The organism is Kitasatospora sp. NPDC058190, assembly GCF_042883685.1.
Classification (GTDB): domain Bacteria; phylum Actinomycetota; class Actinomycetes; order Streptomycetales; family Streptomycetaceae; genus Kitasatospora.
The window spans coordinates 18,282-43,576 of the sequence record NZ_JBHVVI010000025.1 but is presented as its reverse complement, the minus strand read 5'-3'; the positions used below and the strand labels follow the sequence as shown (position 1 = coordinate 43,576).

Here is a 25,295-nt window from a genome sequence, read left to right as displayed (position 1 = left end):
GCCGAAACCCGCTGAACCCCCCGCGTGTCGACAACGCTGCCCGCCCCCGGGCCGTCGACGCCGGACCGTACCCGTGGATAGGGTCGGGCCCCATGGCTGGCAGACCGCCGGGCGCACCGCCCCAGACGACTGCGACGAGGCCCGGCGCCGCCCCGGCGTCCGAGCCCGTGACGGCCCGGCTGCGCAAGAGGCTCCGCCGGGTCCGCCGAAGGCTGCGCACGGCCGGTGTCGACTACTTCCGCGGCGGCGCCGCCGACTGGCCGGTGCTCTGCGCGCTGGCCCTGCTCGTCCCGCTGCTGATCCTGCTCAACGTCTGGATCCCCGACTGGGCCCCGCCCACCGCCCTGGTCCTGCCGATCCTGGCCGGCGCGCTGCTGCTGCGCCCCGGCAGCCTGGTGGTGCTCTACGCGCTGGCGGCCCTCGGGCTGTCCGTCGAGTCCGTGATCCACACCGGCCAGCGGGTCGCCAGCGAGAACCCGGAGGCCTACGTCTACGGAGTGACCCCGGGCGCCGCCCTGGTGGTCGGCGCCGCCGGAGTGGGCGGCCTGCTGCTGGCGCAGTTCCGGGCCCGGGTCGGCGTTCCCTGGTGGGGCGGCTCCACCATGCTGTTCGACCTGCGCGAGCGGCTGCGGGTGCAGAGCCGGGTGCCCCGGCTGCCGGACGGCTGGCACGCCGACATGGCGCTGCGCCCGGCCGGCGGGCAGTCCTTCTCCGGGGACTTCGTGGTGGCCGCCCGCACCGGCCCCGGACAGCGGCTGCTGGAGGTGGTCCTCGCGGACGTCTCCGGCAAGGGCATGGACGCCGGCTCCCGGGCGCTGCTGCTCTCCGGTGCCTTCGGCGGCCTGGTCGGCTCGCTGCCCGCGCACGACTTCCTGCCCGCAGCCAACGGCTACCTGCTGCGCCAGTCCTGGGAGGAGGGCTTCGCCACCGCCGTCCACCTGGTGCTGGACCTGGACACCGGCGAGTACGAACTGCTCTCGGCCGGGCACCTGCCGGGCATGCAGCGACTGGCCGGCGCCGGGCGCTGGGAGGTCAAGCAGGCCGAGGGCCCGTTGCTCGGGATCTACGACGGCGCCAAGTTCGAGGGCGTGCGCGGCCGGCTGAACCGCGGCGACGTGCTGATGCTGTGCACCGACGGCATGGTGGAGGCGCCGGGCCGGGACCTCGCCGAGGGCATGGACCGGCTGATGGGGGAGGCGGACCGGCTGGTCCCCGGCGGCGGCCCGGGCAGCGGCGCGGGGGCCGCGGCCGCGCTGATCGAGACGGTGGCCCGGGACATCAACGACGACCGTGCGGTCCTGCTGCTCTGGCGCGACTGAGCTGTTACTCGCCCGCTCGCCTCCGGGGCGCTCCGACCCGGTGCCGACGGTCGGCGCACTGATACTCGCCCGCTCGCCTCCGGGGCGCTCCGACCCGGTGCCGACGGTCGGCGCTCCGGCGCTCGTGCCTCGCTTGTCGCTTCTCCCTTTCGGCACCGGCGCGCCCCTTCGGCTCGGGGCGGGCTCGGGGTGGGCTCGGGGCGGGCCCCGCGTCATGTGCCACCGGCAGCGTCGCTGTCAAGCCTGGCAGCTGATCTTCGGCCATATCGGACGCCCCGTCGGCTGACCGGATCAGCGGCTTCCGCTCCCCGCCTCCGCGCGCTTCCCGGCCGCTCAGCACGCCCCGCCGACGATTCGTCAGGACGGCTCCGATATCGTCCCGGTCGGCGGAAACTCGTCTCGCATCGCAGGATATCGGCGTTGGGCTGACTGTCAGACCTTTACGCAATCGGCACGGTCGACCACACTGAGTCCGGGCGGGACTGTTCAGGATTCGGGGGATGGGGGGCGACACGTGCGGCACGACAGGCAGCGCTCGAGCGTGGGCTCCCTCACCGGCACTGCGCCGGACGGTCCGCGATTCCGCCTCGGGACCGTCGGACAGGCCGGGGTCCGGCTTCACAGGTGCCGCCGGGCGGCGGCACCACGCTATGAAACGAGGAAGTGAGTCCGGGTGGCACTCTCCGTCTCCGCGCTGGTCCTGTTCGCGATCCTGTGCATCATCTTCATCCGGAACAAGCAGATGAAGATCGCCCATGGCATCGTCGCCGCCCTGTTCGGCTTCATGCTGCACGAGACGACCATGGCGGGCTCGATCAACTCCCTGCTGTCCAACCTGGCGCACAGCATCTCCAGCATCACCGGCGGCTGACCCGGCCCGGGCCGCCGGACCTCTCGCACCGTGCCGGCCCCGAGCCGAAGGGGGCGAGCGGGCGAATCGCTCTCACCGGCCGGCCCGTCGGGTCTCCCGCCAGCGGGCGAACAGACCCCGGGGGCGCATCGCCGCCGGGGCCGGGACGCGTACGGGTGCGGGTGCCGCGGCACCCGCCGGCGCGGCCGTGACCGGTGCTGCCCGCTCCGCCGTCAACAACACGAACAACCGTGCCCAGCACAGCCGTTCGCCCCGCGGCCAGTCCAGCGCGCGCAGCGCCGCGGAGGCCGCCTCCGACGCCTCGCCGCCCACCCGGACCTCGGCGACGTCGTCGCCCGCCTTCCCGCCCAGGAAGAGCTTCACCCCCACCGGGCCCGGCCCGGCCAGCTCCGTCCGCAGCGCGGGCGCCAGCGCCGGCAGTACCCGGTGCTCGGCGAGCCACGCCGCCAGGTGCTCGTTGCCGAAGCCGAAGACCGCCGCCGGCCCCTGCACCGCGTGCCAGCCCGGGAGTTCGGGCAGATCGGCGTGATCGGCGTGCACCCCGCGGCCCTCGGCCAGCTCGACCAGCACCGAGGCGGTGGTGGTCGCCCACATCTTCACCGCGTTCGCGAGCTTCTCCTCCTCGGTCTTGCCGAGGCCCGCCGCGCAGTCCCACACCACCGGCGCGTCCGCCCGGCCCAGCTGCAGCACGAAGCCGAGGTCCACGTGCCCGGCGCCGTCGTCCCCGGGGTGCTCGCGCACCGCCACCGCCGTGGTGCCCGGACCGCGCACCACCTCGCCGTCCGGATGGAACTCCTGACCCAGTCGCGCCATCTCCCGGACCACGCAGCGCTGTATGACGGCCAGTCGCTCCTGCGGACGCACCGGGACTCCTCCACCTAGGGAGCGCGCCGGCTGCGGCCGCGCTCGAACTGAGCTCGAACGCCGCCGAGGCTATCGGCCCGACCGCCAACCGGGAAACCGTTCGCGCAGGCCCGGCCTCCGGTCGCGGAAATGTCCTGGATGCCCCATTTTGGGGAGCGGAACCTGAAGGCCGCCCGCCTGGAGAGCCCGCATGCCCCGCACCGACCTGACGCCCCTTCCGCCGCTGCCGGTCTCTCTGCCGGGGCTGCCGCCGGGCCCGGACGGCCCCGGCCTGGTCGCCGAGATCGAGGCCTACCTCGCCTCGCTGCCCGCCCCCGCGCGCACCCCGGCACCGTATGTCTGCCGGTACGGCAGCACCCTGCGCCCCTGGAACGCCGGCCACCCGGCGCCCCGGGCCACCCTGCTCGACCGGGCACTGCGCCGCTCCGCTCGTCCCGTCCCGGTCGGCGCCGCCGACCACCTGCGGCTCGTCTCCCGCTTCATCGGCGCCCACGGCTGGCTGCAGGGCGCGATGTGGGACCACTCCGGCCGGGTCTGCCTGCTCGGCGCCCAGGCCGCCGTCCTGGCGTACGGCTACGGCACCCCGGCGACCGTGCGCACCGCCCGGGTCCAGCTGATGGAGGTGCTGCACGCCACCGGGCGCCCGGCGCGCTCCCCGGACGAGTACAACGACCGCCCCACCACCCGGGAGGGTGACATCCACCTACTGCTCGACCGGGCCGCCGCCCGGGCCGCCCGGCTCGGGCTCTGATCCCGCCGGGAACGCCGACGGCCCCGGTGCGCTGGGCGCACCGGGGCCGGACCGGAAGAGCGGGCGACGAGAATCGAACTCGCGTGACTAGTTTGGAAGACTAGGGCTCTACCATTGAGCTACGCCCGCGCGACCCCCCGAGCCGTCTCCGGCCGGAAGTTCGGGAGACAGCGTACCTGGTCCGGCCGCTCCCGTGCACACCGTATTCCTCACGAACCCGCTTGCGCCCCGCCCCGAAATAGTCGGCGAGCCGTGCAGGCCCGGCGTGTACGCTTCCTCTCGGCACCACGGGGTGTGGCGCAGTTTGGTAGCGCGTCCGCTTTGGGAGCGGAAGGCCGTCGGTTCGAATCCGGTCACCCCGACAGTGAGTGCGGCAGGGTCTCGCCCATCGGGGCGGGGCCCTGTTCTGTCGGGGCGGTACGGTGGCGCCTGGCGTCCGCCTTTCGTGGTACCGGTAGGATGGGGTGCTGGCGGTAGTCCCTGTGGCGTCCACCCAGGTCAACCGCACGAGGGCGAGGAGTCACGCTCACCGTCCACTCACGGGAGATGCAGCTCCAACCGCCCATCGCCCGTCTCGCCCGAACCGCCCGTACCGGCCCCGGCCGAACGGAACGGAACAGGCGGAGACAATCTGACCGCAAGCCCATAGGAGACCTAACCGTGAAGAGCGCCGTCGAGACTCTGAACCCGACCCGGGTTCGACTCACCGTCGAGGTGCCCTTCGAGGAGCTCAAGCCCAGCCTCGACGCGGCGTACAAGAAGATCAACCAGCAGGTCACGGTTCCGGGCTTCCGCAAGGGCAAGATCCCGGCTCGCGTCATCGACCAGCGTTTCGGCCGTGGCGCCGTGCTGGAGGAGGCCGTCAACGACGCCCTGCCGCGCTTCTACACGCAGGCCGTCGACGAGGGCAAGATCGAGGTCCTCGGCCAGCCCGACATCACCAACATCGAGGGTGTCGAGAAGATCGCCGATGGCGGTGACCTGAAGTTCACCGCCGAGGTGGACATCCGCCCGGAGATCACCCTGCCGGAGTTCTCCTCCATCGAGGTGACCGTCGACCCGATCGCCGTCTCCGACGAGGACATCGAGAAGTCGCTCGAGCAGCTGCGCGAGCGCTTCTCCTCGGTCAAGGACGTCGAGCGCGCCGCCGCTGCCGGCGACATCGTGGTCGTGGACCTGGTTGCCAAGGTCGACGGCGAGGTGCCGGAGGACGGCACCGCGAACGGCGTCAGCTACGAGATCGGCTCGGGCCGCCTCATCGACGGCATCGACGAGGCCGTGCTCGGCCTGTCCGCCGGCGAGGAGAAGACCTTCGAGACCGAGCTCAAGGGTGGCACCCAGGCCGGCAAGACCTCCGAGGTCACCGTCACCGTCACCGCCGTCCAGGAGAAGGAGCTGCCGGAGCTGGACGACGAGTTCGCCCAGCTGGCCAGCGAGTTCGACACCCTGGAGGACCTGCGCGCCGACTCCCGCAAGCGCCTGGAGCGCATGAAGGAGTACGACCAGGCCACCCAGGCCCAGGAGAAGGTGCTGGACGCGCTGCTCGCGCTGGTTGAGATCGAGTACCCCGAGAAGCTCCTCAAGGACGAGATCGAGACCCGCAAGCACAACGTCGAGCACCACCAGCTCGAGCCGATGGGCCTGAACCTCGACACCTACCTGGAGACCCAGGGCAAGACCCGCGAGGAGTGGGACGCGGAGATCGAGGAGCAGGCGAAGAAGGGCATCAAGACCCAGTTCGTCCTGGACCAGATCGTCGCCAACGAGGAGCTGGGTGTTAACCAGGAGGAGCTCACCGAGCACCTCATCCGCCGCGCCGCCGGCTCCGGCCTCACCCCGGACCAGTTCGCCCAGCAGGTCGTCCAGGGCGGCCAGGTTCCGCTGCTGGTCGGCGAGGTCGCCCGCGGCAAGGCGCTGGCCACCGTGGTCGAGGCCGCCAAGGTCGTCGACACCGAGGGCAACGAGATCAACTTCGACGACGAGGACGAGACGGGCGAGACCGTCGAGGCCGTCGCCGAGGAGAACACCGAGGCCTGAGCCCCGGTAGCCCCCTGAGGCAGCCCAGCGGGCCCGGACGCCGTACGGTGTCCGGGCCCGCTGTCGTCCCGCCCGCGCGCCGCCGCGACCCTGCGCTCACAGCGAACAGTTCTGCGTGAGGGATTCTGCGGCCCGGCCTGCGCGTTAGGGTCCTTGGACAGCAACAATCACGACGTGATACCCGGAAGCTGTGCGACACCGCGACGGCCGTGGAACGACCGTCCAAATCGACTGAGCAGGTGGCTAAGTGACGTTCCCGCAGATGCAGATGCCTGGCCCGATGGCGCCGCACGCCGCCGCTGGTGACGTGCTCGGCGGCCTCGGCGACCAGGTCTACAACCGGCTGCTGGGCGAGCGGATCATCTTCCTCGGCCAGCAGGTCGACGACGACATCGCCAACAAGATCACCGCCCAGCTGCTGCTGCTGGCCGCGGACCCGGACAAGGACATCTTCCTCTACATCAACTCCCCGGGTGGCTCGATCTCGGCCGGCATGGCGATCTACGACACCATGCAGTACATCAAGAACGACGTCGTCACCATCGCGATGGGCATGGCCGCCTCGATGGGCCAGTTCCTGCTGACCGCCGGCGCCAAGGGCAAGCGCTTCTCGCTGCCGAACGCCAACATCCTGATGCACCAGCCCTCCGCGGGCCTCGGCGGCTCCGCCACCGACATCCGCATCCAGGCCGAGCAGCTGCTCCGCACCAAGAAGCGGATGTCCGAGCTGATCGCCTTCCACAGCGGCCAGTCCTTCGAGCAGATCACCAGGGACTCCGACCGCGACCGCTGGTTCACGCCGGAGGAGGCCCTGGAGTACGGCCTGATCGACGCGATCATGCACAGCGCCGCGGACGTCCCCGGCGGCGGCGGCACGGGCGCCTGAGCCTCGGCCCGGCCCACGAGACCACAGCCCCAACGCCCCGGAGGACAAGAACCCCCATGAACATCCCCAGCCTGTCGGCCGCCAAGGCGCGCGTCGAGGACATGCGCGCCGAGGGCCGCTACATCGTCCCGCGCTTCGTCGAGCGGACCACGCAGGGCATCCGCGAGTACGACCCGTACGCCAAGCTGTTCGAGGAGCGCATCATCTTCCTCGGCTCGCAGGTGGACGACGTCTCGGCGAACGACATCATGGCGCAGCTGCTGTGCCTGGAGTCGATGGACCCGGACCGCGAGATCCAGATGTACATCAACTCGCCCGGCGGCTCGTTCACGGCCCTGACGGCCATCTACGACACGATGCAGTACGTGAAGCCGGACATCACCACGGTCTGCATGGGCCAGGCGGCCTCCGCCGCGGCCGTGCTGCTCGCCGCCGGTACCCCCGGCAAGCGGATGGCGCTGCCGAACGCCCGCATCCTGATCCACCAGCCGTACACCGAGACCGGCCGCGGCCAGGTGTCCGACCTGGAGATCCAGGCCAAGGAGATCTTCCGGATGCGCGAGCAGCTGGAGGAGATGCTCTCCAAGCACTCCAACAAGTCGGTCGAGCAGGTGCGCGACGACATCGAGCGCGACAAGATCCTGACCGCCGAGGAGGCCGTCGAGTACGGCCTGGTCGACCAGATCATCTCCACCCGCAAGACCTCGCTGACCTCCTGAGGCCGGCACCGTCGGGGGGGGGGGGCGCCCCCCCGCGGGGGCGCCCCCCCCCCCCGCCGCCGGGGCGGGCCCCACCCCCGCGCCGGCGGTCGGGGGACCGCTGCCCGGTCCCCCGGCCGCCATCCCCGGCGCGAAGCCCCTCCGGGGCCCTCAGCGGCCCCTGTCCACCCGCGCCCGCCTTCCCGGGGGCCACCCCCACAACATCCCCCCGTCCCGCCCGGAACCCCGCCCCGGCCCCTGGCCATCCCCAACGACGAGGCGGCTATCGTGCACAGGTGCACGACGCGGCCCGGAACCCCGGGCGCCGCACGTGAGGGGAGTCGCAGGTGATCGGACGGGCGCTGAACGGGCGTTACGAACTCGTCGAGATACTCGGCGTCGGCGGCATGGCCACCGTTTGGCGCGGCGTCGACCGGGTGCTGGGCCGCCAGGTGGCCGTCAAGGTCCTCAACGGGGGCCTGGCGGACGATCCCCGCTTCGCCGAGCGCTTCAGCCGGGAGGCGCAGCACGCCGCGATGCTGGTGCACCCGAGGATCGTCATGGTCTTCGACTCCGGCGTGGACCAGGGCACCCCGTTCATCGTCATGGAGCTGGTCCAGGGCCGTTCGCTGGCCGCCGTCCTGGCCCAGCAGCCGCAGCTGCCGGTGGAGCGGGCGGTGGGGATCGCGGCGGCGGTCTGCGAGGCGCTGACGGTGGCGCACGCGGCTGAGCTGGTGCACCGGGACATCAAGCCCGGGAACATCATGATCACCGACGACGGCGGCGTGAAGGTCGTGGACTTCGGCATCGCCAGAGCGGGCTCCTCCAACAACCTGACCCAGACCGCGAGCGTGCTCGGTACGGCCGCCTACCTCTCGCCCGAGCAGGCCACCGCCTCCACCCTGGACGGCCGCACCGACCTGTACGCGGTCGGCTGCGTGCTGACCGAGATGCTCACCGGCGAGACCCCGTTCACCGCCGAGACCCCGGTGGCGATCGCCTTCAAGCACGTCAGCGAGCAGCCCCTGCCCCCGTCCGTACGGCGCCCCGGTCTGCCGCCGGCCCTGGACGCGGCCGTGCTGCGCCTGCTCGCCAAGAACCCGGCGGAGCGACCCGCCGACGCTGCCGCGGCGCGTGCCGAGCTGCTGGGCACCGTCCCGGGCCTGGCCGTCGGCGACCCGACGGCGGAGCTGCTCGCCACCACCGCAGCCGCCACCCAGCTGCTCCCACCGGTCGCCCCGCCGCACCCGAACCAGCAGCACACCACCCTGCTGCCGCCCCACCTGCCCCACTCGTCCCAGCCGCCCCGTCCCGCAGCCGCCGCCACCTCGGTGATGGCCCCGATCCCGACCGCGCCAGCCGTGCCCGCCGCCCCGTCGGCCCCCGCCCGGAGCCGCCGCAGCAAGCCCCTGGTCCTCGGCGCCCTCGGCATCGCGGGCCTGGCCGGGGTCACCGCCCTGGCCCTCACCGCCTTCGACGAGCCGGCCGGCAACGCCGCCGCCACCAAGGCGCGCCCCGCCGCCACCGCACCCAGCGGCACGGCGGCCGGGACCCCGACGCCGACGATGCCCCCCGGCGCCGCCCCCACCACGGCCGCGGCCCTCCCCGCCCCCACCCAGGCCGTCCCGCGCAACCAGCCCGCCGCGCTGCAGCTCCAGTCGTTCCGTCAGGCCGTCGCCCAGGCGCAGATCACCAAGGAACACGACCGCCAGACGGAGCTGCTGCGGATCCTCGACGACACCGCCGATCGCCTCAACGGGGGCAACCCCGACGACGCGGCCCAGCAGCTCAAGGGCGCCCAGAAGGTGATCAAGGACCTGGGCAAGAAGCACGCCGTCGACGCCCCCACCTACGCCAACTGGAACGCCCGCCTCTCGGCTCTCTTCGCCACCCTCCACGCCACCGCGGGCGACCAGCAGGACGACTGACGCCGCGCCTGGGCGGCCCCGTGCCGACGATCGGTTCCCGAGTCCTGGGCGTCTCCGGCCTGCCGTGTGCGGTCGCCTTCCGGACGGCGGCCCTCGGCCTCGGCGAGTCGCCCGTCCAGGAGCCTCGTCCACAGCCTGTGGACGAGGCTCACGGCTTCCGGTGGCGCACCCGGCTCTCCGCACCCGTCCGGAGCGTCCGCGACGTCGCCCCGGACGCCCGTCGTCGCCCCGAACGGACCGGCCCCTGTTGGACCGCCGGCACCGCCGACCGGACCCGGTTCGGGCTCCCGGACAAGCGTCGAGCCCCTGGTGGGGGTCCACCAGGGGCTCGACGGGAGCTTGTGCGACTCAGGCGGTCGTCTCGGGGCGCTTCGCCTCGGTGGCCTTGGTCACGTTGGTCGGCGTGACGGCCGGACGGTCGGCGGGCTGCTGCGGGGCGGCCGTGCTCTGGGCGGTGCCGGCCTCCGCCGAGGGGTCCTCCTCGCGCATCGCCTTGGTCTCCGCCTTCAGGATGCGCATCGACTTACCGAGGCCGCGCGCCATCTCCGGCAGCTTCTTCGACCCGAACAGCAGGATGACGACCGCCAGCACCACGAAGATGTGCCAGGGCTCAAGACCGTTCCGCAGCATCCCTGGCCACCGGTCCCTTCTTGTCTAGAGTCACGGGGGGCGCTAGCGCCCATGCTCGCCAGTATGCCTGGACCTGACGGCGAACGGATACACCGGCCGGGAAACGCTGGCCAAAAACCGGGTGCCGCTCAAGCGGATCACGGGTGCGGGCGGTCGCGTCCCGGGTGGTCGGTGTGCTGGCTCACATCCGTACCGGCGCCGGTGCGATCAGTAGACGAACGGCACCAGCCGCTTCGAGACCGTACGGTACTGCGCGTACGCCGGGCCGAAGGCCGACAGCAGCAGTCGCTCCTCGGCGGCGATCCGCCAACCGTACGCGCCGAGCAGCAGTGTGACGACCACCAGGGCCGCCGCCCAGCCCGCCGTGCCGAGCGCGTAGCCGCCCCAGACCAGCAGGCTGCCGGCGTAGCCGGGGTGGCGGATCAATCGGTACGGGCCGCTGCGGACCAGGTGCTGGGTGTCCACGGTGCGCAGGGTGCGGGTGTAGTAGCGACCCAGGGTGCGCATGCCCCAGGCCCGCAGCGCCAGCCCGGCGGCGACCAGGGCGACCCCGAACCAGTTTGCCCAGGTGGGCAGTTCGCCGATCGAGGCGCGGCTGAACAGCACCACGACCAGGGCTGACGCGAGGTAGCAGCCGATCAGCAGCCGGGTCGAGCCGCGGTCGCGGTCGTCCGCGCGCCAGCTACCGGTGGCGGCGTCCTCGCGGCGGCGCAGCAACAGCTCGTAGCCGCTCCAGCAGGCGAGGCCGAGCAGGGAGAGCAGGGACGGCAGGGACATGACGGCTCCTGACGGTCGTGGTCACCCCTTCACGGTCCTCCGGTCGGCCCGCCACGACACGCACCCGGGGGTGGAAGCTCCGGCGTCCACCCCCGGGTGGACGGTCGTCGGCCGGTCACTGCGGGCGCCGCGCCAACAGGTAGCCGCGCCGGGTGGGCGCCTCCTCGGGCAGGCCCTCCCGCTCCAGTCGCGCCTCGACGGCGAACCCGGCCTCGGCGAGGCGGGCGGCGACGGCGTCGGTCCCCCGGAAGTGGAAGTCCACGTCGACCTGGTGACCCCACCACTCCTCCATCCGCCGCACCTCGTCGCCCAGGTGGAAGGAGACCAGCAGCACCCCGCCGGGCCGCAGCACCCGCCGCATCTCGATGAAGGCGGGCAGCAACTCCTCCGGCTCCAGGTGGATCACCGAGTACAGCGCCACCGCGGCCGCGAACTCCCCGTCGGCGGCGGGCAGCGCCAGCAGGTCGCCGGTGCGGAACTCCGCCTTCGGCTGCTCCCGCCGGGCCAGCTCGACCATCCGCGGCGACAGGTCGACGCCCACCACCCCGGCCCCCTGCTCGGCCAGCCACCCCGCCACGTGCCCCGGCCCGCACCCCAGGTCGGCGACCACCCCGCCGGCCGCCTCCTCCACGACGGCCCCGAGCAGCGCCCGGTCCACCACCTTGTACGCCAACTCACCCCCGATCCGCCCCAGGTACTCCTCCGCCACCGCGTCGTAACTCCCGCGCACCCGCCCGTGTTCAGCAACCATGCCCCTCACCCTGGCACGCTCGTCCACCCCCGCACCGGACCTTTCCGAACCCCGCCCGATTGCCCATCCCGTCCCCGCGCCCACAGTCGAGGACGGGGTGCTGATCGTCTGGGTCATGGCGGTCGGTCACCGGCGCGATATCCACCGGAACTTCTAGATCCAGCCCCCGAACGGCGGAGAGCCCCCGCCCGGGGTGGGCGGGGGCTCTCGATGACTCGCGTGGATCGGGGCCGTCGGGTGGGTCAGGCGGCCATCGCCTCAGGGGCGGGGGCCGGGGTGGCGGCCGGGAGGTGGCGGAGGAGGCGGTAGGCGAGGAGGGCGGCGCCGAGCGCGAAGAGGAGGCCGACGACGGCGGCGACGTGCAGGCCGTCGGTGAAGGCGTTGCGGGCGGTCTCCAGCAGGTCCGCGCCGAGCTGTCCGGGCAGGTGGGCCGCGACGGCGACCGCGCCGCCGAGGGTGTCCCGGGCCGTGTCGGCGGCCTGGCCGCCGACGCCCGCCGGGAGGGCGCCGTCCAGCTGGTGGCGGTAGACCGCGGCGCCCGCCGCGCCGAGCAGGGCGATGCCGAGCGAGCTGCCGAGTTCGACGGCGGTCTCGGAGGTGGCGGAGGCGGCGCCGGCCTGCTCGACGGGGGCGGCGGAGACGACCATCTCGGCGGTCATCGTCATGGTCCCGACCGTGCCCGCGGCCAGCACGCCCGCCGCGGTGAGGATGAGCGCCAGCGGCGAGTGCGCGCCGACCTGGGTCATCATCGCGAACCCGGCCGCGCCGACCAGGAAGCCGCCGCCCATCAGCGCCGCCGGGCGGACCTTGCCGGCCAGCGCGGAGCTGATCCCGATCGCCGCGCCGACGCCGACGCTCGGCACCAGCGACCAGAGCGAGGCGGTGAACGGGCTCATGCCCTTGACCAGTTGCAGGTACTGCGAGGTGAAGAGGGCGAAGCCCATCATCGCGAACATCGCGAGGGTGTTGACGCTGATCGCCCCGCTGAAGGTGCGGATCCGGAACAGGCTCAGGTCGATCAGCGGGCTGGCGGCGGTGCGCTGGCGCTGGACGAACGCGGCGGCGATCAGCAGCCCGGCGACGACGGCGAGCGCGGGCGGCAGGCTCCAGCCGTCCACGGCGAGGGTCTTGATCCCGTAGACCAGCGGCAGGATCGCGGCGAGGGAGAGCGCGGCGCCGGGCAGGTCGAAGCGGCCGGTGCGGGCGGCGGTGCGGTACTCGGGGAGCAGGACGGGTGCGGTCAGCAGGACCAGGACCATGACCGGGACGGCGAGCAGGAAGGCCGAGCCCCACCAGAAGTGGTCGAGCAGCAGGCCGCCCGCGACCGGGCCGAGGGTGGCTCCGGCGGTGAGCATGCCGCCCCAGGCGCCGAGGGCGATCTGCCGCTGCTTGGGGTCGTGGAACATGTTGCGGATCAGCGCGAGGGTCGAGGGCATCACGGTGGCCCCGGCGGCGCCGAGCACGGCGCGGGCGGCGATCAGCTGTTCGGCGCTGCCGGACCAGGCGGCCAGCAGCGAGGCGCCGGTGAAGCCGGCGGCGCCGATCATCAGCAGTCGGCGGCGGCCGATCCGGTCGCCCAGCGCGCCCATCGTGATGAGCAGCCCGGCCAGCAGGAACGAGTACATGTCCATGATCCACAGCTGCTGGGTGCCGCTGGGCGCCAGCGTGGTGGAGATGTACGGGACGGCGAAGAACAGCACGCCCATGTCCATGGACAGGACGAGCGTGGGGAGCAGGAGGACGGCCAGGCCGATCCATTCGCGACGGCCTGCGCGGCCGGTGGTTGCGGTCATGGGGAAGACAGTACGGACGTGTCAGACGCTTGTCTAGTACGTATGTGTAAATCAATCGTCCTAGACTTTCGTGCAAGACATCTGTGCAGTCCTTCCGTAGGATCAAGGGCATGGGAAACCGCGAAGACCTGATGGCCGGCGCCAAGCGCTGCCTGTACGAGAAGGGCTACGGGCGCACCACGGCCCGCGACATCGCGACCGCCTCGGGCGTCAGCCTGGCCGCGATCGGCTACCACTTCGGCTCGAAGGACGCCCTGCTCAACGCCGCGATGATCGAGGCGATCGGCGAGATGGGGCAGTCCCTGGGCGAGGCGGTCGCCGGCGCGAACCAGGTGTCCGACGACCCGGAGGTGCGCTTCGCCGCCGTCTGGGAGGCCCTCAAGGACGTCTTCGTCGAGCACCGGGGGCTCTGGGCGGCCCAGTTCGAGGCGCTCGCCCAGGCCGGTCACGAGCCCGAGCTCGCGCAGGCGCTCGGGGCGGCGCAGAAGGAGGGCCGGCTCGGGCTCGCCGCACTGTTCCAGGGCCTGCCCGAGGTGCCGGACACCGAGGAGGAGCTGGCGCGCGGCGCCTTCTACCAGACCCTGCTGGCCGGGTACGCCGCCCAGTGGCTGGCCGCGCCCGAACTGGTACCCAGCGGGCAGGAGTTCCTGCGCGGGTTGCGGCTGGTCAGCGGCAGCGTACTGGGCGCCACCGGGGGCTGACGGCGGCCGCCGTCACGCGGTGACGGCCGTCAGCAGCACCACCGAGTCGACGTGGGCGAGCAGCCCGTGCCGCTCCTGCGGGACGGGTTCCAGCTCGCCGACGGACAGTTCCGTCCGCCGCCCGGCGATGGTCAGCGAGACCCGGCCGCGCAGCACCTGGACGCTTCCGGCGGTGGGCGGGGTGTGCTCGTCCAACGCGGTGCCGGCGGCCAGCGCGATCACGGTCTGCCGCAGCACGCCGTCGTGCAGCACCAGGTGGGCGCTGCGGCCGTGCGGGCTCTCGGCCGCCAGGGCCGCGTGCTCCACGGCGAGCTGTTCGAGATCGGGCATCGCTCCTCCTCACCCCGTGCCCAGGGTCGCGGACGCGCTGTCGAACCGCACCCGGAGAGGCCCGGAGCGGGCCACCCGAGGTGCAGCCCCCGCCGACTGCCCCCATCGTGGAGGCATGGCGACCAACGAGAGAATCCTGAGCGGGGTCCAGGTCAGCCGCTCGATGCTGGCCGGCGGCCTGGTGCTCACGGGCATCGGCTCGGTGCTCGGCGCGGCCGGGGCGGCGATGGTGTGCGCGGCGCTGCTCACCGCCGGCCGCAACTGGGTGCGCAGCCTGGAGACCCCGCCGACCGCACTCGCCCAGCGGGCCCTGCGTGAGGCCAGGGTGGCCTCCGCGGCCGGCTGGGAGGCCTGGCGCGCGGAGCACGGCTCGCCCAACTGAGCCCGCTCGCCCAGCCGGGCGCGTTCGCCCGCCCGTACGGGCGGGCGCGGCGGGCCGTCATGGGGGTACGGCCCGCCGCGGCTTGGAATCCTCCAGCGCTCCTACAACGCGCCTACAGCCCCAGCGACTTGGCGACGATGCTGCGCATGACCTCGCTGGTGCCGCCGTAGATCCGGAACACCCGGTTGTCGGTGTAGAGCCGGGCGATCGGGTACTCCAGGATGTAGCCGTAACCGCCGTGCAGCTGAAGGCACTTGTCGATGACCACGGAGGCCGACTCGGTGCAGAACAGCTTCGCGGCGGCCGCGTCGGCGACGCTCAACTCGCCGTTCTGGTAGAGCTCCAGCGCGCGGTCCACCATCGACTGCTGCGCCATCACCTGGGACTCGCAGTCGGCCAGGGTGAACTTGGTGTTCTGGAACTCGGCCACCGCCTTGCCGAACACCTTGCGCTCCTTGACGTACTGCACCGCGAACCGCACCGCCGCCGCGGCCGACGCGTACGCGCTGACGGCGATCGCGAGGCGCTCCTGCACCAGGTTGTGGGTCAGGTAGGAGAAGGCCCTGCCTTCCTCGCCGAGCAGGTTCTCCACCGGCACCTTGACGTCGCTGAACGCCAGCTCGGCGGTGTCCGAGGTGCGCAGGCCGATCTTCTGCAGCTTGCGGCCGACGGTGTAGCCCGGCGACGTGGTGTCCACGCACAGGATGGACAGACCGGCCCGGCGGTTCTCCGGGTCGTACGGCGAGGTGCGGCAGACCACCAGGACCAGGTCGGCCAGCACGCCGCCGGTGATGAAGGTCTTGGCACCGTTCAGGACGTAGTGGGTGCCGTCCTCGGAGAGCCGCGCGGTGGTGGTGATGCCCGCGAGGTCGGAGCCGGCGCCCGGCTCGGTCATCGCGATCGCGGTCATGATGTCGCCGGAGACGAAGCCGGGCAGCCAGCGCCGCTTCTGCTCCTCGTTCGCGTACTCCAGCAGGTACGGCAGCACCAGCCCGGTGTGCACGCCGGAGGAGCCGAAGCTCACGCCCGCCCGGGCGGTCTCCTCGGCGATCACCGCCTGGTACTTGAAACCGCTCTCGCCCGCGCCGCCGTACTCCTCCGGTACCTCGATGCCGTAGATGCCGAGTTCGCCGAGCTGGCGGTAGAAGTCGCGCGGCGGGTGGCCGTCGGTCTCCCAGCTCTCGTAGACCGGGACGACCTCGTTGGCGATGAAGTCCCGGATGGTCTCCCGGAAGGCCTCGTGGTCCTCGTTGAACACGGTGCGGCGCACGGCGGCGCTCCCTTCGACGGTGCCGGCCGGAGTACCGGCCACGGCGGAACGGCCCAGGTGGTGGCCCCACAAGTTAATCCCGGGTAGCTTCGACTGTCCAGAGTCGTCCGCCCGGGATTCCGGGTGTACAGGGGCGACAAGTGAATCCTTGCTAGCCTTTGGACGCCGTTCAAAGAAGTCCCCGGAGGAGGTGCGTCATGGTGGTCCGACGGCCGCCCGGTCGGCGTGCCCAGATCCTCGCGGTCGCCGCCGAGCGCTTCCACCGCAGCGGTTACCACCAGGTCTCGATGACCGAGGTCGCCGCCGGGGTCGGCATCACCGCGCCCGCGCTCTACCGGCACTTCCGCGGCAAGCCCGAACTGCTGGACCGGGCCGTCCGGTTGGGCCTGGACGCGCTCGCCGACGGCCTGCGCGCGGCCGCCACCACCGCCGAACTCGGCGCCGTGCTGGCCGCCGTGGCGGTCGGCCACCGCCCGCTCGGCACCCTGGTGCAGCGCGACGCCCGACTGCTGCCGCCGGCCCGCCGGGCGGCGCTGCGGCGCGAACTCCGTGTCGACGCCGTCCTGATGACCGCCGTGCTGCGCGCCGAGCGGCCCGAACTGGCCGAGGCGGACGCCGAGTTGCTCTGCTGGTCGGCGCTCTCGGCCTGCTCCGGGCTGTCCTACCAGTCGGCCGCGCCGCAGCCCCGCCGGGCCGAGGCGCTGCTGCGCGGGATGGTCGCGGGCATCCTCGCGGTGTCCCTGGACGGTGCGGTCGCCGACCCCGAGACGGCCCCCGCAGCCGCCTCCGCCCCGGTCCGCGCACCCGTATCCGCGCCGGGGGCCAGGCCGCGGGCGCGCCGGGAGGAACTGCTCGCGGCGGCCGTCCGACTGTTCCACCAGCGCGGCTTCGACAACGTCAGCACCGACCAACTCGGCGCCGCCGTCGGCATATCCGGCCCCAGCGTGTACCGGCACTTCGACAGCAAGGCGCAGCTGCTCGCCGCCTCCCTGGTGGGCAGCCGCGAGCGGCTCCGGCACGAGGTGGACGGCGCGATCGCGGCCGCCGCCGGGCCGGAGGCGGCGCTGGCGGCCGGGCTCCGCGCGTACGTCGACTTCGCGCTGCGCAACGGCGACTACCTGGGCGCGATGCTCAGCGAGACCGAGCGGCTGGCCCCGCCGGACCGCCGGGCCGCGGTGGACTTCCGGCGGGACTTCCTGCGCACCTGGGTCGAGCTGCTGCGGCAGGTGCGCCCCACGGTCGACGCGGTGGACGCCCGGATCCAGGTGCACGCGCTGTTCGCGCTGGTCAACGACGGGGTGCGGAACCGTCCGCACAGCACCCGGCCGGACCTCGGGGACTGTCTGCTGCGGCTCGGCCGGGCGGTGCTGGGGCTGTCCTGACCTGCCGGGGCCGACCCGACGGGGCCGACCCGGCGCACGGGTCGGGCCGGGCACCCACCCCGTCGGCGCGGGGCGGGCACCCGGCCCGTTCGGTGCCGACCGGCCGGCCTAGTGGAGGACGTGCGGGTAGAAGACCCGGGCGTCGAAGTTCCCGTTGCCCTGCACGGCGCCGATGTTCCCGCCGTTGCCGGCCACGGCGAGGCCGTTGTTCTGGTTGCTCGCGCCGGAACCGGTGGCCGTCTGCTGGGTGTTGACCACGTTGCCGTGGACGCTGCCGATGACGTTGCCGGAGCCGACGTTGCTCACGACGCTGCCGTTGGAGTGGTCGATCGCGCCGACGCCGTTGTCGGCGTGCGCGGTGGCGGCGCCGACGCCGAGGAGGAGGAAGGCCCCGAGGGCGGTGACGGCGGCGGCTGCGCGAATACGGGACACGCTGGTCTCCCTGAGCTGGAAGTGCGAGGGTGGCGCGCTCCGGAGTGGCCGCTCCGTGGCGCCGTTGCCTGACGTCGCGCGATCAGCATCCCCCAGCGACGTGGACGAACTCCACCAAACGGGTGGCATTTCCCTCGATGGTGGGGGATTGGTCAATTCAGAGTTGACCGCAATGCGTCCTCGACTCGTCGTCCGTCATTCCGTCAGAAGGAAAGAAATGGTCGGCGGATTGTCACACTGGCACACTGGGGACCCATGTCTGAAGGTGCCCCGACCGAGCCCACCCCCGCCGAGGACCTGCGCACCACCGAGGTCGATCTCGGCGGCCTGGTGAACGTCCTCGCCACCCACCTCTACTCCACCCCGCTGGTCGCCCTGCGCGAACTCGTCCAGAACGCCCACGACTCGCACACCCGCCGGCTCCTGGAGGACCCGGACGGCGACCACCGCCCGCTGATCCGGGTGCGTGCCGACGCCACCCGGCGGACCGTCGCCGTCGAGGACACCGGGGCCGGCCTCACCGAGCCCGAGATCCACTCCTACCTCGCCACCGTCGGCACCGGCTACACCAGGATGCTGCGCGAACTGACCGGCAACCAGGAGCTGATCGGCGCCTTCGGCCTCGGCTTCCTGTCCGCCTTCTCGGTCGCCGACGAGGTCACCGTCACCACCACCTCGCACCGCGAGCCGCGGCTCGGCCACCGCTACCGCAGCCGCGGCGGCGAGCAGTACCAGGTCGAGCCGGTCCCCGCCCGGCCGCAGCCGGGCACCGTGGTCGAGCTGGCGCTCAAGGCCGGGCACGCCCACCTCGCCGACGAACACGCGCTGCGCGAAGTCCTGGGCCGCTACTGCGTGTTGCTGCCGATACCGGTCTACGTCGGCGACGACACCGAGCCCGTCAACTCCGTCCAGGTGCCCTGGCGGCAGAACCTCGACGGCGACCAGCACGCCGCCCGGATGCGCTTCGCCACCGCCTTCGGCCGCCGGTTCGAGCCGCTCACCGCCTTCCCCGTGCCGCCCGTCCGGGAAGAGGGGGCCGTCGACGGCGGCACCGACGCGATCGGTCTGCTCTGGGTCCAGGACGGCGGCACCTACGGCAGCAGCGACAACCGCGACCTCGCCGTCTACCTGCGCGGCATGCTGCTCGCCGAGGACGCCCGCGACCTGCTGCCCAGCTGGGCCGGGTTCATCGGCGGCGTGGTCGAGTCCAGCCGGCTCACCCCCACCGCCAGCCGCGAGGACCTCCAGCGCGACGAGCACTACCGCGCGCTGCAGAAGGTCCTCGCCGACGCCATCGTGGACGGCCTGTACGAGACGGCCCGGCTGCGGCCCGCCGCCTGGCGCCGCATCCTCACCCGGCACGGCCAGGACCTGCTCGGCGCCGCGCTCTGCGACGAGCGGCTGTTCACCCTGCTCGCCGACGACGTCCCGGTGCCCACCTCGCAGGGTGACCTCACCGCCGGCGGCCTGCGCGCGGCCGGCGGCGGAGCGGTGCACGTCGCGCTCGGCAGCGGCGGCGGCTTCGAGGAGATGCTCTACCGGGCGATGCAGGTGCCGATCGCCCGCGGCGACCGCTACGCCGTCCTGCCGTTCCTGCGCCGCTACGCCCGGCTGCGCGGCTGTCGGCTGGTCGAGCTGGGCAGCGAGCGGGGCGACCGCGAACTCTTCCGCGACCCGGAGCGCCCCCTGCCGCCCGAGGAGTCGGCCTGGCTGGCCGGCGCGCTCGCCGAGCCGGGCGAGCGGCTCGTCCCGGCCCGCTTCGACCCGCCCGGCCTGCCGCTGGTCCTGGTGCCGGACCGCGAGGCCGAGCTGAAGGCCCGGATCGAGGACGACCAGGCCGACGCCCGGATCCCGTCCGCCGCGCTGCGGCTGGCCCGGGCGTTCACCGCCCGCACCGACGGCGGGGCCAAGGCCCGGCTCTACCTCAACCTGGCCTGCCCGGCCGTCCAGGACCTGCTCACCGCCTACCGCACCGGGCACACCGGCAGCGCCACCGCCGCCGGGCTGCTCCGCTCGCTCAAGGTGATCATGGCCTCCGCTTCGGCCGGCCCCGCCGAGGGGGACCTCGGCGCCGCGCTGGCCGGCATCGGCACCGCGGTCTCCGCGCTGACCGCCGCCGTCCCGGCCGGTCTGCCGTCCGTCCCGGACAGCCCCGGGGCGCTCTCGGGGGAGGCGTGACGGGCGGGGCCGACGGATTGTCAGTGGCTTGCGGTAGAGAACTGATCAGCACGACGCACGGGGAGCACGCATGACGACCGACATCTGGGCCTGGGTCCACGACACCCACCGCCAGCTCGCCGAGGCCGGCCACCGGCGGCTGGCCGACGCCATCTACGAGCTCCCCGGCCACGCCAACGAGGGCCGCAACGAGCAGCTGGACGCGGTCTACCCGGAGGCGGTGGCCGCCGCCCGGGCGCTCGGCCTGCCCTGGGTCGAGGTCTACCTGCGGCACTGGCGGATGCAGAACCTGCTGAACAAGCGCCACCAGGGCGAGCAGGCCCTGCCCGAGGCGGTCGAGCTGCTGGAGTTCGCCCACCGCGAGGAGACGGCGGGCTGCCCGCAGTCGGTCTGCGTGGTGCAGGACTTCGCGATCTGCCACGCCCGGGTCGACGGCCCCGGCTACGTGCCGCAGCGGCTGGAGGTGCTCGCCGAGACGCTGGAGCGGATCGAGCCCGCCCGCGCCTGCTTCGACTGCCTCTCCCGCGAGTACGCCGACGCGCTGGAGGACGACGGCCGCCCGGCCGAGGCGCTCAGCCACCTGGACACCGCGGCCGCCCGAATACAGGCCGCCGGCGAGCGCCTCTCGCTGCACTTCCACCACGCCCGGGCCGGCACCCTGCACCGGCTGGGCCGGCACGAGGAGGTGCTCGCGCTGGTCGACACCGCCGAACAGGCCGAGCGCGCCCGGGGCCGCGAGCTCGACGAGAGCGACCGGCTCTGGGGCGGCCTGCTGCGGGCCCGTGCGCTGGCCTCGCTCGGCCGGACGGCGCAGGCACTCCCGCTGCTGCCCTCCCGCGAGGCCGCCGGGCGCCACGCCGACCTGCGCCAGGCGTGGGCGGAGACGGTCGCCCTGCTGGTCGCGGCCGGCGCCTGGGAGAACGACGCCGAGCTGGGCGCCGTGCTGGCCGACTGGGTCGGGTACCTGGACGCCACCGGCTCGCACCGCCCGTGCGTGGACCTGCTGCTGGTGGCGGGTCGGCTGGCCGTCGCCCGCGGCGCCCGCACGGTGGCGCTCACGCTCGCCGCGACGGGGGAGCGTAAGCTCACCCAGTTGCTTCGCACCGACGGCGTGGCCGGGGAGGTCGCCGCCCTGCGCGCGGCCGCCGAGGCACTGCCGGTGTCCGAGCTGCCGGTTCCGCCCGGCGAACTGACGGCGCACCTGGCCGAGGCCCGGGTGCCCTACGAGACCGGCGCCGACCTGCTCTCCGTCGCCCTGGACCGGTACCAGGGTGAGCAGGCCGGCGCCACCGAACTGACCCTCCTGCTGGCCAACGTGCTCGGCGGCCTCGGCCACGCCCGGGCCGCCGCCGACCTGCTGTGGCGGCGGCTGGAGGCCGACCCGGGCAGCGAGGAGCTGACCGGCACCCTCGGCCAGGCCCTGATCGAGGCCGCGGACGCCGACGGGGTGCACCGCCTCGCCGAGCGGCTGGCCGTGACCAGCCCGTCCGACGGGCACTGGATCCGTGCCCGCTGGGCCGCCGCCGAGGGCCGCTGGGCCGAGGTGCTGGAGCAGTGCGAGGCGATCCTCGCGCTGGACGACAGCCGGATCAACACCCGTCGGCTGGCCGCGACCGCCGCCACCCGGCTGGGGGACCACGCCACCGCGCAGCGGCTCTACCAGGACCTGCTGGAGCACGCCCTGCCGGCCGAGGAGGCCGGGGAGGAGCAGCCGCACCGGACGGTCCAGGAGCCCGACCTCTGGCACCTGATCACCGCGGCCACCGTCAACCGGGACTGGGCCGTGGTCCGCTCCACCGGCGCGCGGATCGGCATCGAGTTCGACGAGCCCGAGGGCCCGGTGGACGAGGAGTGGCAGCTCGTCACGGTCCGCGCCACCCGTACCAACGGCGCGACGGCCGACCTGCCCGCCGTCCGGACCGGCCCGGCCACCGCCCGCATCCTGCCGGTGCTGGGCGACGACCTGACGCTCAACCACGGCGACGTGGTGGTGTTCGCCCCGGCCCTGCTGGAGCAGCCGCCGGGAGAGGACGTCCCCGAGGCGGAGCGGGTGCGCTGGCGCCCGGTGTTCGAGCTGCTGGCCCCGCTCGACCCGGCCGGCTACACCACCTACTGGATCGACGGTGCCTGGCCGGGCGACGAGGCCTGGGCCGCGCTGCGCGACGACCTGCGGGAGAGCGGCTACGCGGTCTGGGCGTACAGCGGGGAGCAGTACAGCGTCCACGACCCGGCGGACGAGGACGAGGAGGAGCTGCTGCCCGGCATCTACGCCGCGCTCGGGGTGCCCCCGACCGCCTCGGCCGCCGAGGCCGACGCGTTGCTGCACCGTCTCACCGCCGGCTGGGAGCACCCGCTCGCCTGGCTCGACCTGGCCAAGGCGGCGGAGACGGACCTCGGCCGGCACACGGAGATCATCGAGCGCTACGGGCTCTGAGCCCCCCGGCCACCCCGTTCCCCCCGGCCACCCCGAACACCGCGGCCCCGACGGTCACCACTGACCGCCGGGGCCGGCGGCGTTCCCCGGCGTTCGTGCGCCCGCCTCCGCCGGGGAACCATTCGAGCCGCAGTCGAGTCTTTGTCAGTGCTTTACCCTTTCATTGCCAAGCCTCGCCCTCGGGAGTGCCCGCACCGTGACCAGCCTCGCCCTCGGCCCCTCCTGGCTCGATCCGACCAACCTGATCTCCGCCTTCGGCCTGATCGGGATCCTGGCCGTCGTCTTCGCCGAGTCCGGCCTGCTGATCGGCTTCTTCCTCCCCGGCGACTCGCTGCTGTTCACCACCGGGCTGCTGGTGGCCGGCGGCACCTACCTGCACCAGCCGCTCTGGCTGGTCTGCGCGCTGATCGTGCTGGCCGCGGTCGCCGGCGACCAGGTCGGCTACCTGTTCGGCCGGAAGGTCGGGCCCAGCCTGTTCCGCCGCCCCGACTCCCGGGTCTTCAAGCAGGAGAACGTCGAGAAGGCCGCCGCCTTCTTCGAGCGGCACGGCCCCAAGGCGATCGTGCTGGCCCGCTTCGTGCCGATCGTCCGCACCTTCACCCCGATCGTCGCCGGGGTGAGCAGGATGAACTACCGCGGCTTCGTGGTGTTCAACGTGGTCGGCGGCGTGCTCTGGGGCGGGGGTGTCACCGTGCTCGGCTACTTCCTCGGGCAGATCCCTTTCGTCCGGGACAACATCGAGGCCATCCTGGTCGGCATCGTGCTGGTCTCGGTGATCCCGGTGGCGATCGAACTGCTCCGGGCCCGCCGTTCCGGCACGGCGTCCGCCGCCCGCCACCGCGCCGGGTAGGCGATCGCGGCGCAGGTCACGGGACGTCGCGTACATGTGCGTCACGCTGTTCGATCAGGCAAGGTGTACCCGAGATCGAACGGTGGCCGGCGGCCACCAGGGGCGGCGAGGAGTGGAAGTGCCTAAGCGGGGCCGACCGGGTGCGGGCAAGCGGGCGAGGGGAGGCCGGGCGGTCCGTCAGGCGCGGCAGGCGCCGCCGAAGCCGGTGCACCCCGCCGACGCGCCGCCCACCGAGGGCCTGCTCGGCCACCCCGCCCCGCCCGTCGAGCCGACCGTCGTCGTCCCGCTCGCCCCGCCCGTCCCCGAGACCAAGGGCCTGCTGACGCCGGAACCGACCCCGGAACCGACCCCGCGGTCAGGCGCCGAGCCGCACCCCGAGCTCACCGTCGACGTGCGCCCCCGCGACGCCCGCCCCGGGGCGGAGCGCCCGGCCCGCCGCCGCTCGGTCGCCGAGGACACCCTCACCCCCGAGGAGTGGCGCGCGGCCGGCTACACCCCGCCCACCGGCATCCCGATCCCCGAGCTCACCCCGGGCGGCCCCGGCGAGGCGCCCTGGCCGGACCGGATGCGCACCCTGCTGCGCACCCCGATGTCCGAGCGCCCCGCCTTCGAGCGGACCGCCCGCGAGCTGCACCCCTCCGCCGGCACCACCCGCAACGTCCCCCGCATCCTGGACCTGACCCTGCGCATCGGCGAGCTGCTGCTGGCCAGCGGCGAGGGCGCCGAGGACGTCGAGGCGGCGATGCTCGGCATCGCCCACGCCTACCGGCTGGACCGCTGCGAGCCGCAGGTGACCTTCACCCTGATCGGCATCTCGTACCAGCCCTCGCTGGTCGAGCCGCCGGTCACCGCCGACCGCGTGGTGCGCCGCCGCACCTCCGACTACACCCGGCTGAACGCGGTGTACGAGCTGGTCGCCGACATCACCGCGGAGAAGGTGACGGTCAACGACGCCTACCGCCGGCTGGCCCTGATCCGCCGCAACCGGCACCCGTACCCGGCCTGGCTGCTCGCCCTGACCACCGGTCTGCTGGCCGGCGCGGCGACCTTCCTGGTCGGCGGGCGGATCGACGACAAGGCCTGGCTGGTCTTCGCCAGCGCCTTCGTCGCGGCCGTGCTCGGCGACCGGCTGGCCTCCGCGCTGGCCCGGCGCCGGCTGCCGGAGTTCTACCAGTTCGTGGCGGCCGCGATGCCGGCCGCGGCCTCGGGCATCGTCCTGTCCTTCAACGACTGGGGCCTGCGCGGTTCGGTCGTGATCACCGGTGGCCTGTTCGCCCTGCTGCCCGGGCGCGCCCTGGTCGCCGCGGTCCAGGACGGCCTGACCGGCTTCTACATCACCGCCGCGGCCCGTCTGCTGGAAGTGGTCTACCTGGTCGCGGGCATCGTGATCGGCGTGATGGTGATCCTCTACCTGGGGGTCGGCTTCGAGGCGAAGCTGAAGCCGGACGAGAGCCTGGCCGGCATCAGCTACCCGCCGGTCCAGATGGTCGCCGCGATGCTGCTGACCCTGGCCTTCGCGATGCTGCTGCAGACCGACCGCCGCACCCTCGCCCTGGTCACCGTCAACAGCGGCATCGGCTGGGCCAGCTACGGCGCGCTGGTCTACAACGCGGGTGTCAACCCGATCGCGGCGACGGGCGTGGCAGCCGGCCTGGTCGGCCTCTTCGGCCAGCTGATGGCGCGCTACCGCAACGGTTCGGCGCTCCCGTACGTGACCGCCGCGATCGGCCCGCTGATGCCGGGTTCGGCGCTCTACCTCGGGATGCTCGCCTTCGCCCAGGGGCACTCCAGCACCGGCCTGGTGTCGGTCTTCCGGGCGGCGGCGATCGCGATGGCGCTGGCGGTCGGGGTGAACCTCGGCGGGGAGATCGCCCGGCTGTTCCTGAAGCTGCCGGTCGGGGCCGAGCTGCCCTCGCTCTACCCGGCGGTGCCGCGCCGGGCGGCGAAGCGCACCCGGGGGTTCTGATCGCACGTCGGCCGGTGTTGGAGGCGTATCGGGCTCCCGGCCATGTCACGGCGGGCAGGACGCAG

22 protein-coding genes and 2 tRNA genes are annotated in these 25,295 nt (G+C 73.4%); 15 read left to right on the top strand and 9 right to left on the bottom strand.

Annotation, left to right across the window (positions count from 1 at the left end; genetic code table 11):
* Window positions 1-92: 92 nt before the first annotated feature.
* Together ACFVWU_RS14565 and ACFVWU_RS14560 are read left to right on the top strand one after the other, a co-directional pair.
* Window positions 93-1,319 carry a PP2C family protein-serine/threonine phosphatase gene (locus ACFVWU_RS14565; protein ID WP_387619799.1) on the top strand — a complete coding sequence of 409 codons (1,227 nt, stop codon included), beginning with the start codon at window positions 93-95 and terminating at the stop codon, window positions 1,317-1,319.
* A 673-nt stretch (window positions 1,320-1,992) separates the two neighbouring features.
* Complete coding sequence (locus ACFVWU_RS14560) at window positions 1,993-2,190, top strand: hypothetical protein (RefSeq protein ID WP_380613713.1); 198 nt, start codon at window positions 1,993-1,995, stop codon at window positions 2,188-2,190.
* Between the two features lie 72 nt (window positions 2,191-2,262).
* Here ACFVWU_RS14560 and ACFVWU_RS14555 read toward each other — a convergent pair whose 3' ends face one another.
* On the bottom strand, window positions 2,263-3,054 hold the full coding sequence (locus ACFVWU_RS14555; RefSeq protein WP_387619796.1) for a DUF6348 family protein: 792 nt from the start codon (window positions 3,052-3,054) through the stop codon (window positions 2,263-2,265).
* Window positions 3,055-3,244: 190 nt separating this feature from the next.
* Here ACFVWU_RS14555 and ACFVWU_RS14550 point away from each other — a divergent pair, with 190 nt between their 5' ends.
* A complete protein-coding gene (locus tag ACFVWU_RS14550; protein ID WP_387619793.1) occupies window positions 3,245-3,805 on the top strand; it encodes a hypothetical protein in 561 nt (186 codons plus the stop codon).
* Window positions 3,806-3,863: 58 nt separating this feature from the next.
* On the opposite strand, the gene ACFVWU_RS14545 is transcribed toward ACFVWU_RS14550, so the two are convergent.
* Window positions 3,864-3,934: transfer RNA gene (locus ACFVWU_RS14545), tRNA-Gly, on the bottom strand.
* A gap of 159 nt (window positions 3,935-4,093) precedes the next feature.
* Here ACFVWU_RS14545 and ACFVWU_RS14540 point away from each other — a divergent pair.
* The 5 genes from ACFVWU_RS14540 (at window position 4,094) to ACFVWU_RS14520 (ending at window position 9,354) form a co-directional block, all read left to right on the top strand.
* Window positions 4,094-4,167 (top strand) — tRNA-Pro (locus ACFVWU_RS14540).
* A 298-nt stretch (window positions 4,168-4,465) separates the two neighbouring features.
* A complete protein-coding gene (gene tig / locus ACFVWU_RS14535) occupies window positions 4,466-5,842 on the top strand; it encodes a trigger factor (protein ID WP_387619790.1) in 1,377 nt (458 codons plus the stop codon).
* 268 nt (window positions 5,843-6,110) lie between these two features.
* On the top strand, window positions 6,111-6,728 hold the full coding sequence (locus tag ACFVWU_RS14530; protein ID WP_380613737.1) for an ATP-dependent Clp protease proteolytic subunit: 618 nt from the start codon (window positions 6,111-6,113) through the stop codon (window positions 6,726-6,728).
* Window positions 6,729-6,784: 56 nt separating this feature from the next.
* Window positions 6,785-7,447, top strand: a complete 663-nt coding sequence (locus ACFVWU_RS14525; protein ID WP_030283759.1) for an ATP-dependent Clp protease proteolytic subunit — start codon at window positions 6,785-6,787, stop codon at window positions 7,445-7,447.
* A gap of 326 nt (window positions 7,448-7,773) precedes the next feature.
* Window positions 7,774-9,354 carry a protein kinase gene (locus tag ACFVWU_RS14520; RefSeq protein ID WP_387619786.1) on the top strand — a complete coding sequence of 527 codons (1,581 nt, stop codon included), beginning with the start codon at window positions 7,774-7,776 and terminating at the stop codon, window positions 9,352-9,354.
* A 348-nt stretch (window positions 9,355-9,702) separates the two neighbouring features.
* Here the strand turns inward: ACFVWU_RS14520 and tatA are convergent, their stop codons facing one another.
* The 4 genes from tatA to ACFVWU_RS14500 all read right to left on the bottom strand — a co-directional run bounded on the left by tatA (window position 9,703) and on the right by ACFVWU_RS14500 (window position 13,305).
* A complete protein-coding gene (gene tatA, locus ACFVWU_RS14515) occupies window positions 9,703-9,984 on the bottom strand; it encodes a Sec-independent protein translocase subunit TatA (RefSeq protein ID WP_380608557.1) in 282 nt (93 codons plus the stop codon).
* A gap of 207 nt (window positions 9,985-10,191) precedes the next feature.
* Window positions 10,192-10,761, bottom strand: coding sequence for a methyltransferase family protein (locus tag ACFVWU_RS14510; protein WP_387619782.1), 570 nt, complete (start codon window positions 10,759-10,761; stop codon window positions 10,192-10,194).
* Window positions 10,762-10,876: 115 nt separating this feature from the next.
* On the bottom strand, window positions 10,877-11,512 hold the full coding sequence (locus ACFVWU_RS14505) for a class I SAM-dependent DNA methyltransferase (RefSeq protein ID WP_387619779.1): 636 nt from the start codon (window positions 11,510-11,512) through the stop codon (window positions 10,877-10,879).
* A 242-nt stretch (window positions 11,513-11,754) separates the two neighbouring features.
* Window positions 11,755-13,305, bottom strand: a complete 1,551-nt coding sequence (locus ACFVWU_RS14500; RefSeq protein ID WP_387619776.1) for an MFS transporter — start codon at window positions 13,303-13,305, stop codon at window positions 11,755-11,757.
* A 110-nt stretch (window positions 13,306-13,415) separates the two neighbouring features.
* Here ACFVWU_RS14500 and ACFVWU_RS14495 point away from each other — a divergent pair, with 110 nt between their 5' ends.
* Window positions 13,416-14,006: a TetR/AcrR family transcriptional regulator gene (locus ACFVWU_RS14495; RefSeq protein ID WP_387619774.1), complete on the top strand. Its 591-nt coding sequence runs from the start codon at window positions 13,416-13,418 to the stop codon at window positions 14,004-14,006.
* Window positions 14,007-14,018: 12 nt separating this feature from the next.
* On the opposite strand, the gene ACFVWU_RS14490 is transcribed toward ACFVWU_RS14495, so the two are convergent.
* Window positions 14,019-14,336, bottom strand: a complete 318-nt coding sequence (locus ACFVWU_RS14490; RefSeq protein WP_387619772.1) for a cupin — start codon at window positions 14,334-14,336, stop codon at window positions 14,019-14,021.
* A gap of 115 nt (window positions 14,337-14,451) precedes the next feature.
* Here ACFVWU_RS14490 and ACFVWU_RS14485 point away from each other — a divergent pair, with 115 nt between their 5' ends.
* On the top strand, window positions 14,452-14,718 hold the full coding sequence (locus tag ACFVWU_RS14485) for a hypothetical protein (protein ID WP_387619769.1): 267 nt from the start codon (window positions 14,452-14,454) through the stop codon (window positions 14,716-14,718).
* A 112-nt stretch (window positions 14,719-14,830) separates the two neighbouring features.
* On the opposite strand, the gene ACFVWU_RS14480 is transcribed toward ACFVWU_RS14485, so the two are convergent.
* Window positions 14,831-15,988 carry an acyl-CoA dehydrogenase family protein gene (locus tag ACFVWU_RS14480; RefSeq protein WP_387619767.1) on the bottom strand — a complete coding sequence of 386 codons (1,158 nt, stop codon included), beginning with the start codon at window positions 15,986-15,988 and terminating at the stop codon, window positions 14,831-14,833.
* Window positions 15,989-16,185: 197 nt separating this feature from the next.
* Here ACFVWU_RS14480 and ACFVWU_RS14475 point away from each other — a divergent pair, with 197 nt between their 5' ends.
* Window positions 16,186-17,370: a TetR/AcrR family transcriptional regulator gene (locus tag ACFVWU_RS14475; protein ID WP_387619764.1), complete on the top strand. Its 1,185-nt coding sequence runs from the start codon at window positions 16,186-16,188 to the stop codon at window positions 17,368-17,370.
* 108 nt (window positions 17,371-17,478) lie between these two features.
* On the opposite strand, the gene ACFVWU_RS14470 is transcribed toward ACFVWU_RS14475, so the two are convergent.
* On the bottom strand, window positions 17,479-17,802 hold the full coding sequence (locus ACFVWU_RS14470; RefSeq protein WP_387619761.1) for a hypothetical protein: 324 nt from the start codon (window positions 17,800-17,802) through the stop codon (window positions 17,479-17,481).
* Window positions 17,803-18,057: 255 nt separating this feature from the next.
* On the opposite strand from ACFVWU_RS14470, the gene ACFVWU_RS14465 reads away from it, so the two are divergent.
* The 4 genes from ACFVWU_RS14465 to ACFVWU_RS14450 all read left to right on the top strand — a co-directional run bounded on the left by ACFVWU_RS14465 (window position 18,058) and on the right by ACFVWU_RS14450 (window position 25,230).
* Complete coding sequence (locus ACFVWU_RS14465) at window positions 18,058-19,980, top strand: ATP-binding protein (RefSeq protein ID WP_387619759.1); 1,923 nt, start codon at window positions 18,058-18,060, stop codon at window positions 19,978-19,980.
* A 70-nt stretch (window positions 19,981-20,050) separates the two neighbouring features.
* The gene (locus ACFVWU_RS14460; protein ID WP_387619756.1) at window positions 20,051-22,414 is read left to right on the top strand and encodes a hypothetical protein; all 2,364 of its coding nucleotides are present in this window, start codon (window positions 20,051-20,053) and stop codon (window positions 22,412-22,414) included.
* 196 nt (window positions 22,415-22,610) lie between these two features.
* Window positions 22,611-23,264 carry a DedA family protein gene (locus tag ACFVWU_RS14455; protein ID WP_387619753.1) on the top strand — a complete coding sequence of 218 codons (654 nt, stop codon included), beginning with the start codon at window positions 22,611-22,613 and terminating at the stop codon, window positions 23,262-23,264.
* 34 nt (window positions 23,265-23,298) lie between these two features.
* Window positions 23,299-25,230 carry a threonine/serine exporter ThrE family protein gene (locus ACFVWU_RS14450; RefSeq protein ID WP_387619750.1) on the top strand — a complete coding sequence of 644 codons (1,932 nt, stop codon included), beginning with the start codon at window positions 23,299-23,301 and terminating at the stop codon, window positions 25,228-25,230.
* Window positions 25,231-25,295 lie beyond the last annotated feature (65 nt).

Coding starts and splice junctions, on each gene's coding strand:
- ACFVWU_RS14565 (WP_387619799.1), top strand. CDS start 93: ATGGCTGGCAGACCGCCGGGCGCACCGCCCCAGACGACTGCGACGAGG.
- ACFVWU_RS14550 (WP_387619793.1), top strand. CDS start 3,245: ATGCCCCGCACCGACCTGACGCCCCTTCCGCCGCTGCCGGTCTCTCTG.
- ACFVWU_RS14530 (WP_380613737.1), top strand. CDS start 6,111: ATGCCTGGCCCGATGGCGCCGCACGCCGCCGCTGGTGACGTGCTCGGC.
- ACFVWU_RS14525 (WP_030283759.1), top strand. CDS start 6,785: ATGAACATCCCCAGCCTGTCGGCCGCCAAGGCGCGCGTCGAGGACATG.
- tatA (WP_380608557.1), bottom strand. CDS start 9,984: ATGCTGCGGAACGGTCTTGAGCCCTGGCACATCTTCGTGGTGCTGGCG.
- ACFVWU_RS14510 (WP_387619782.1), bottom strand. CDS start 10,761: ATGTCCCTGCCGTCCCTGCTCTCCCTGCTCGGCCTCGCCTGCTGGAGC.
- ACFVWU_RS14505 (WP_387619779.1), bottom strand. CDS start 11,512: ATGGTTGCTGAACACGGGCGGGTGCGCGGGAGTTACGACGCGGTGGCG.
- ACFVWU_RS14500 (WP_387619776.1), bottom strand. CDS start 13,305: ATGACCGCAACCACCGGCCGCGCAGGCCGTCGCGAATGGATCGGCCTG.
- ACFVWU_RS14495 (WP_387619774.1), top strand. CDS start 13,416: ATGGGAAACCGCGAAGACCTGATGGCCGGCGCCAAGCGCTGCCTGTAC.
- ACFVWU_RS14490 (WP_387619772.1), bottom strand. CDS start 14,336: ATGCCCGATCTCGAACAGCTCGCCGTGGAGCACGCGGCCCTGGCGGCC.
- ACFVWU_RS14485 (WP_387619769.1), top strand. CDS start 14,452: ATGGCGACCAACGAGAGAATCCTGAGCGGGGTCCAGGTCAGCCGCTCG.
- ACFVWU_RS14475 (WP_387619764.1), top strand. CDS start 16,186: ATGGTGGTCCGACGGCCGCCCGGTCGGCGTGCCCAGATCCTCGCGGTC.
- ACFVWU_RS14465 (WP_387619759.1), top strand. CDS start 18,058: ATGTCTGAAGGTGCCCCGACCGAGCCCACCCCCGCCGAGGACCTGCGC.
- ACFVWU_RS14460 (WP_387619756.1), top strand. CDS start 20,051: ATGACGACCGACATCTGGGCCTGGGTCCACGACACCCACCGCCAGCTC.
- ACFVWU_RS14450 (WP_387619750.1), top strand. CDS start 23,299: ATGTGCGTCACGCTGTTCGATCAGGCAAGGTGTACCCGAGATCGAACG.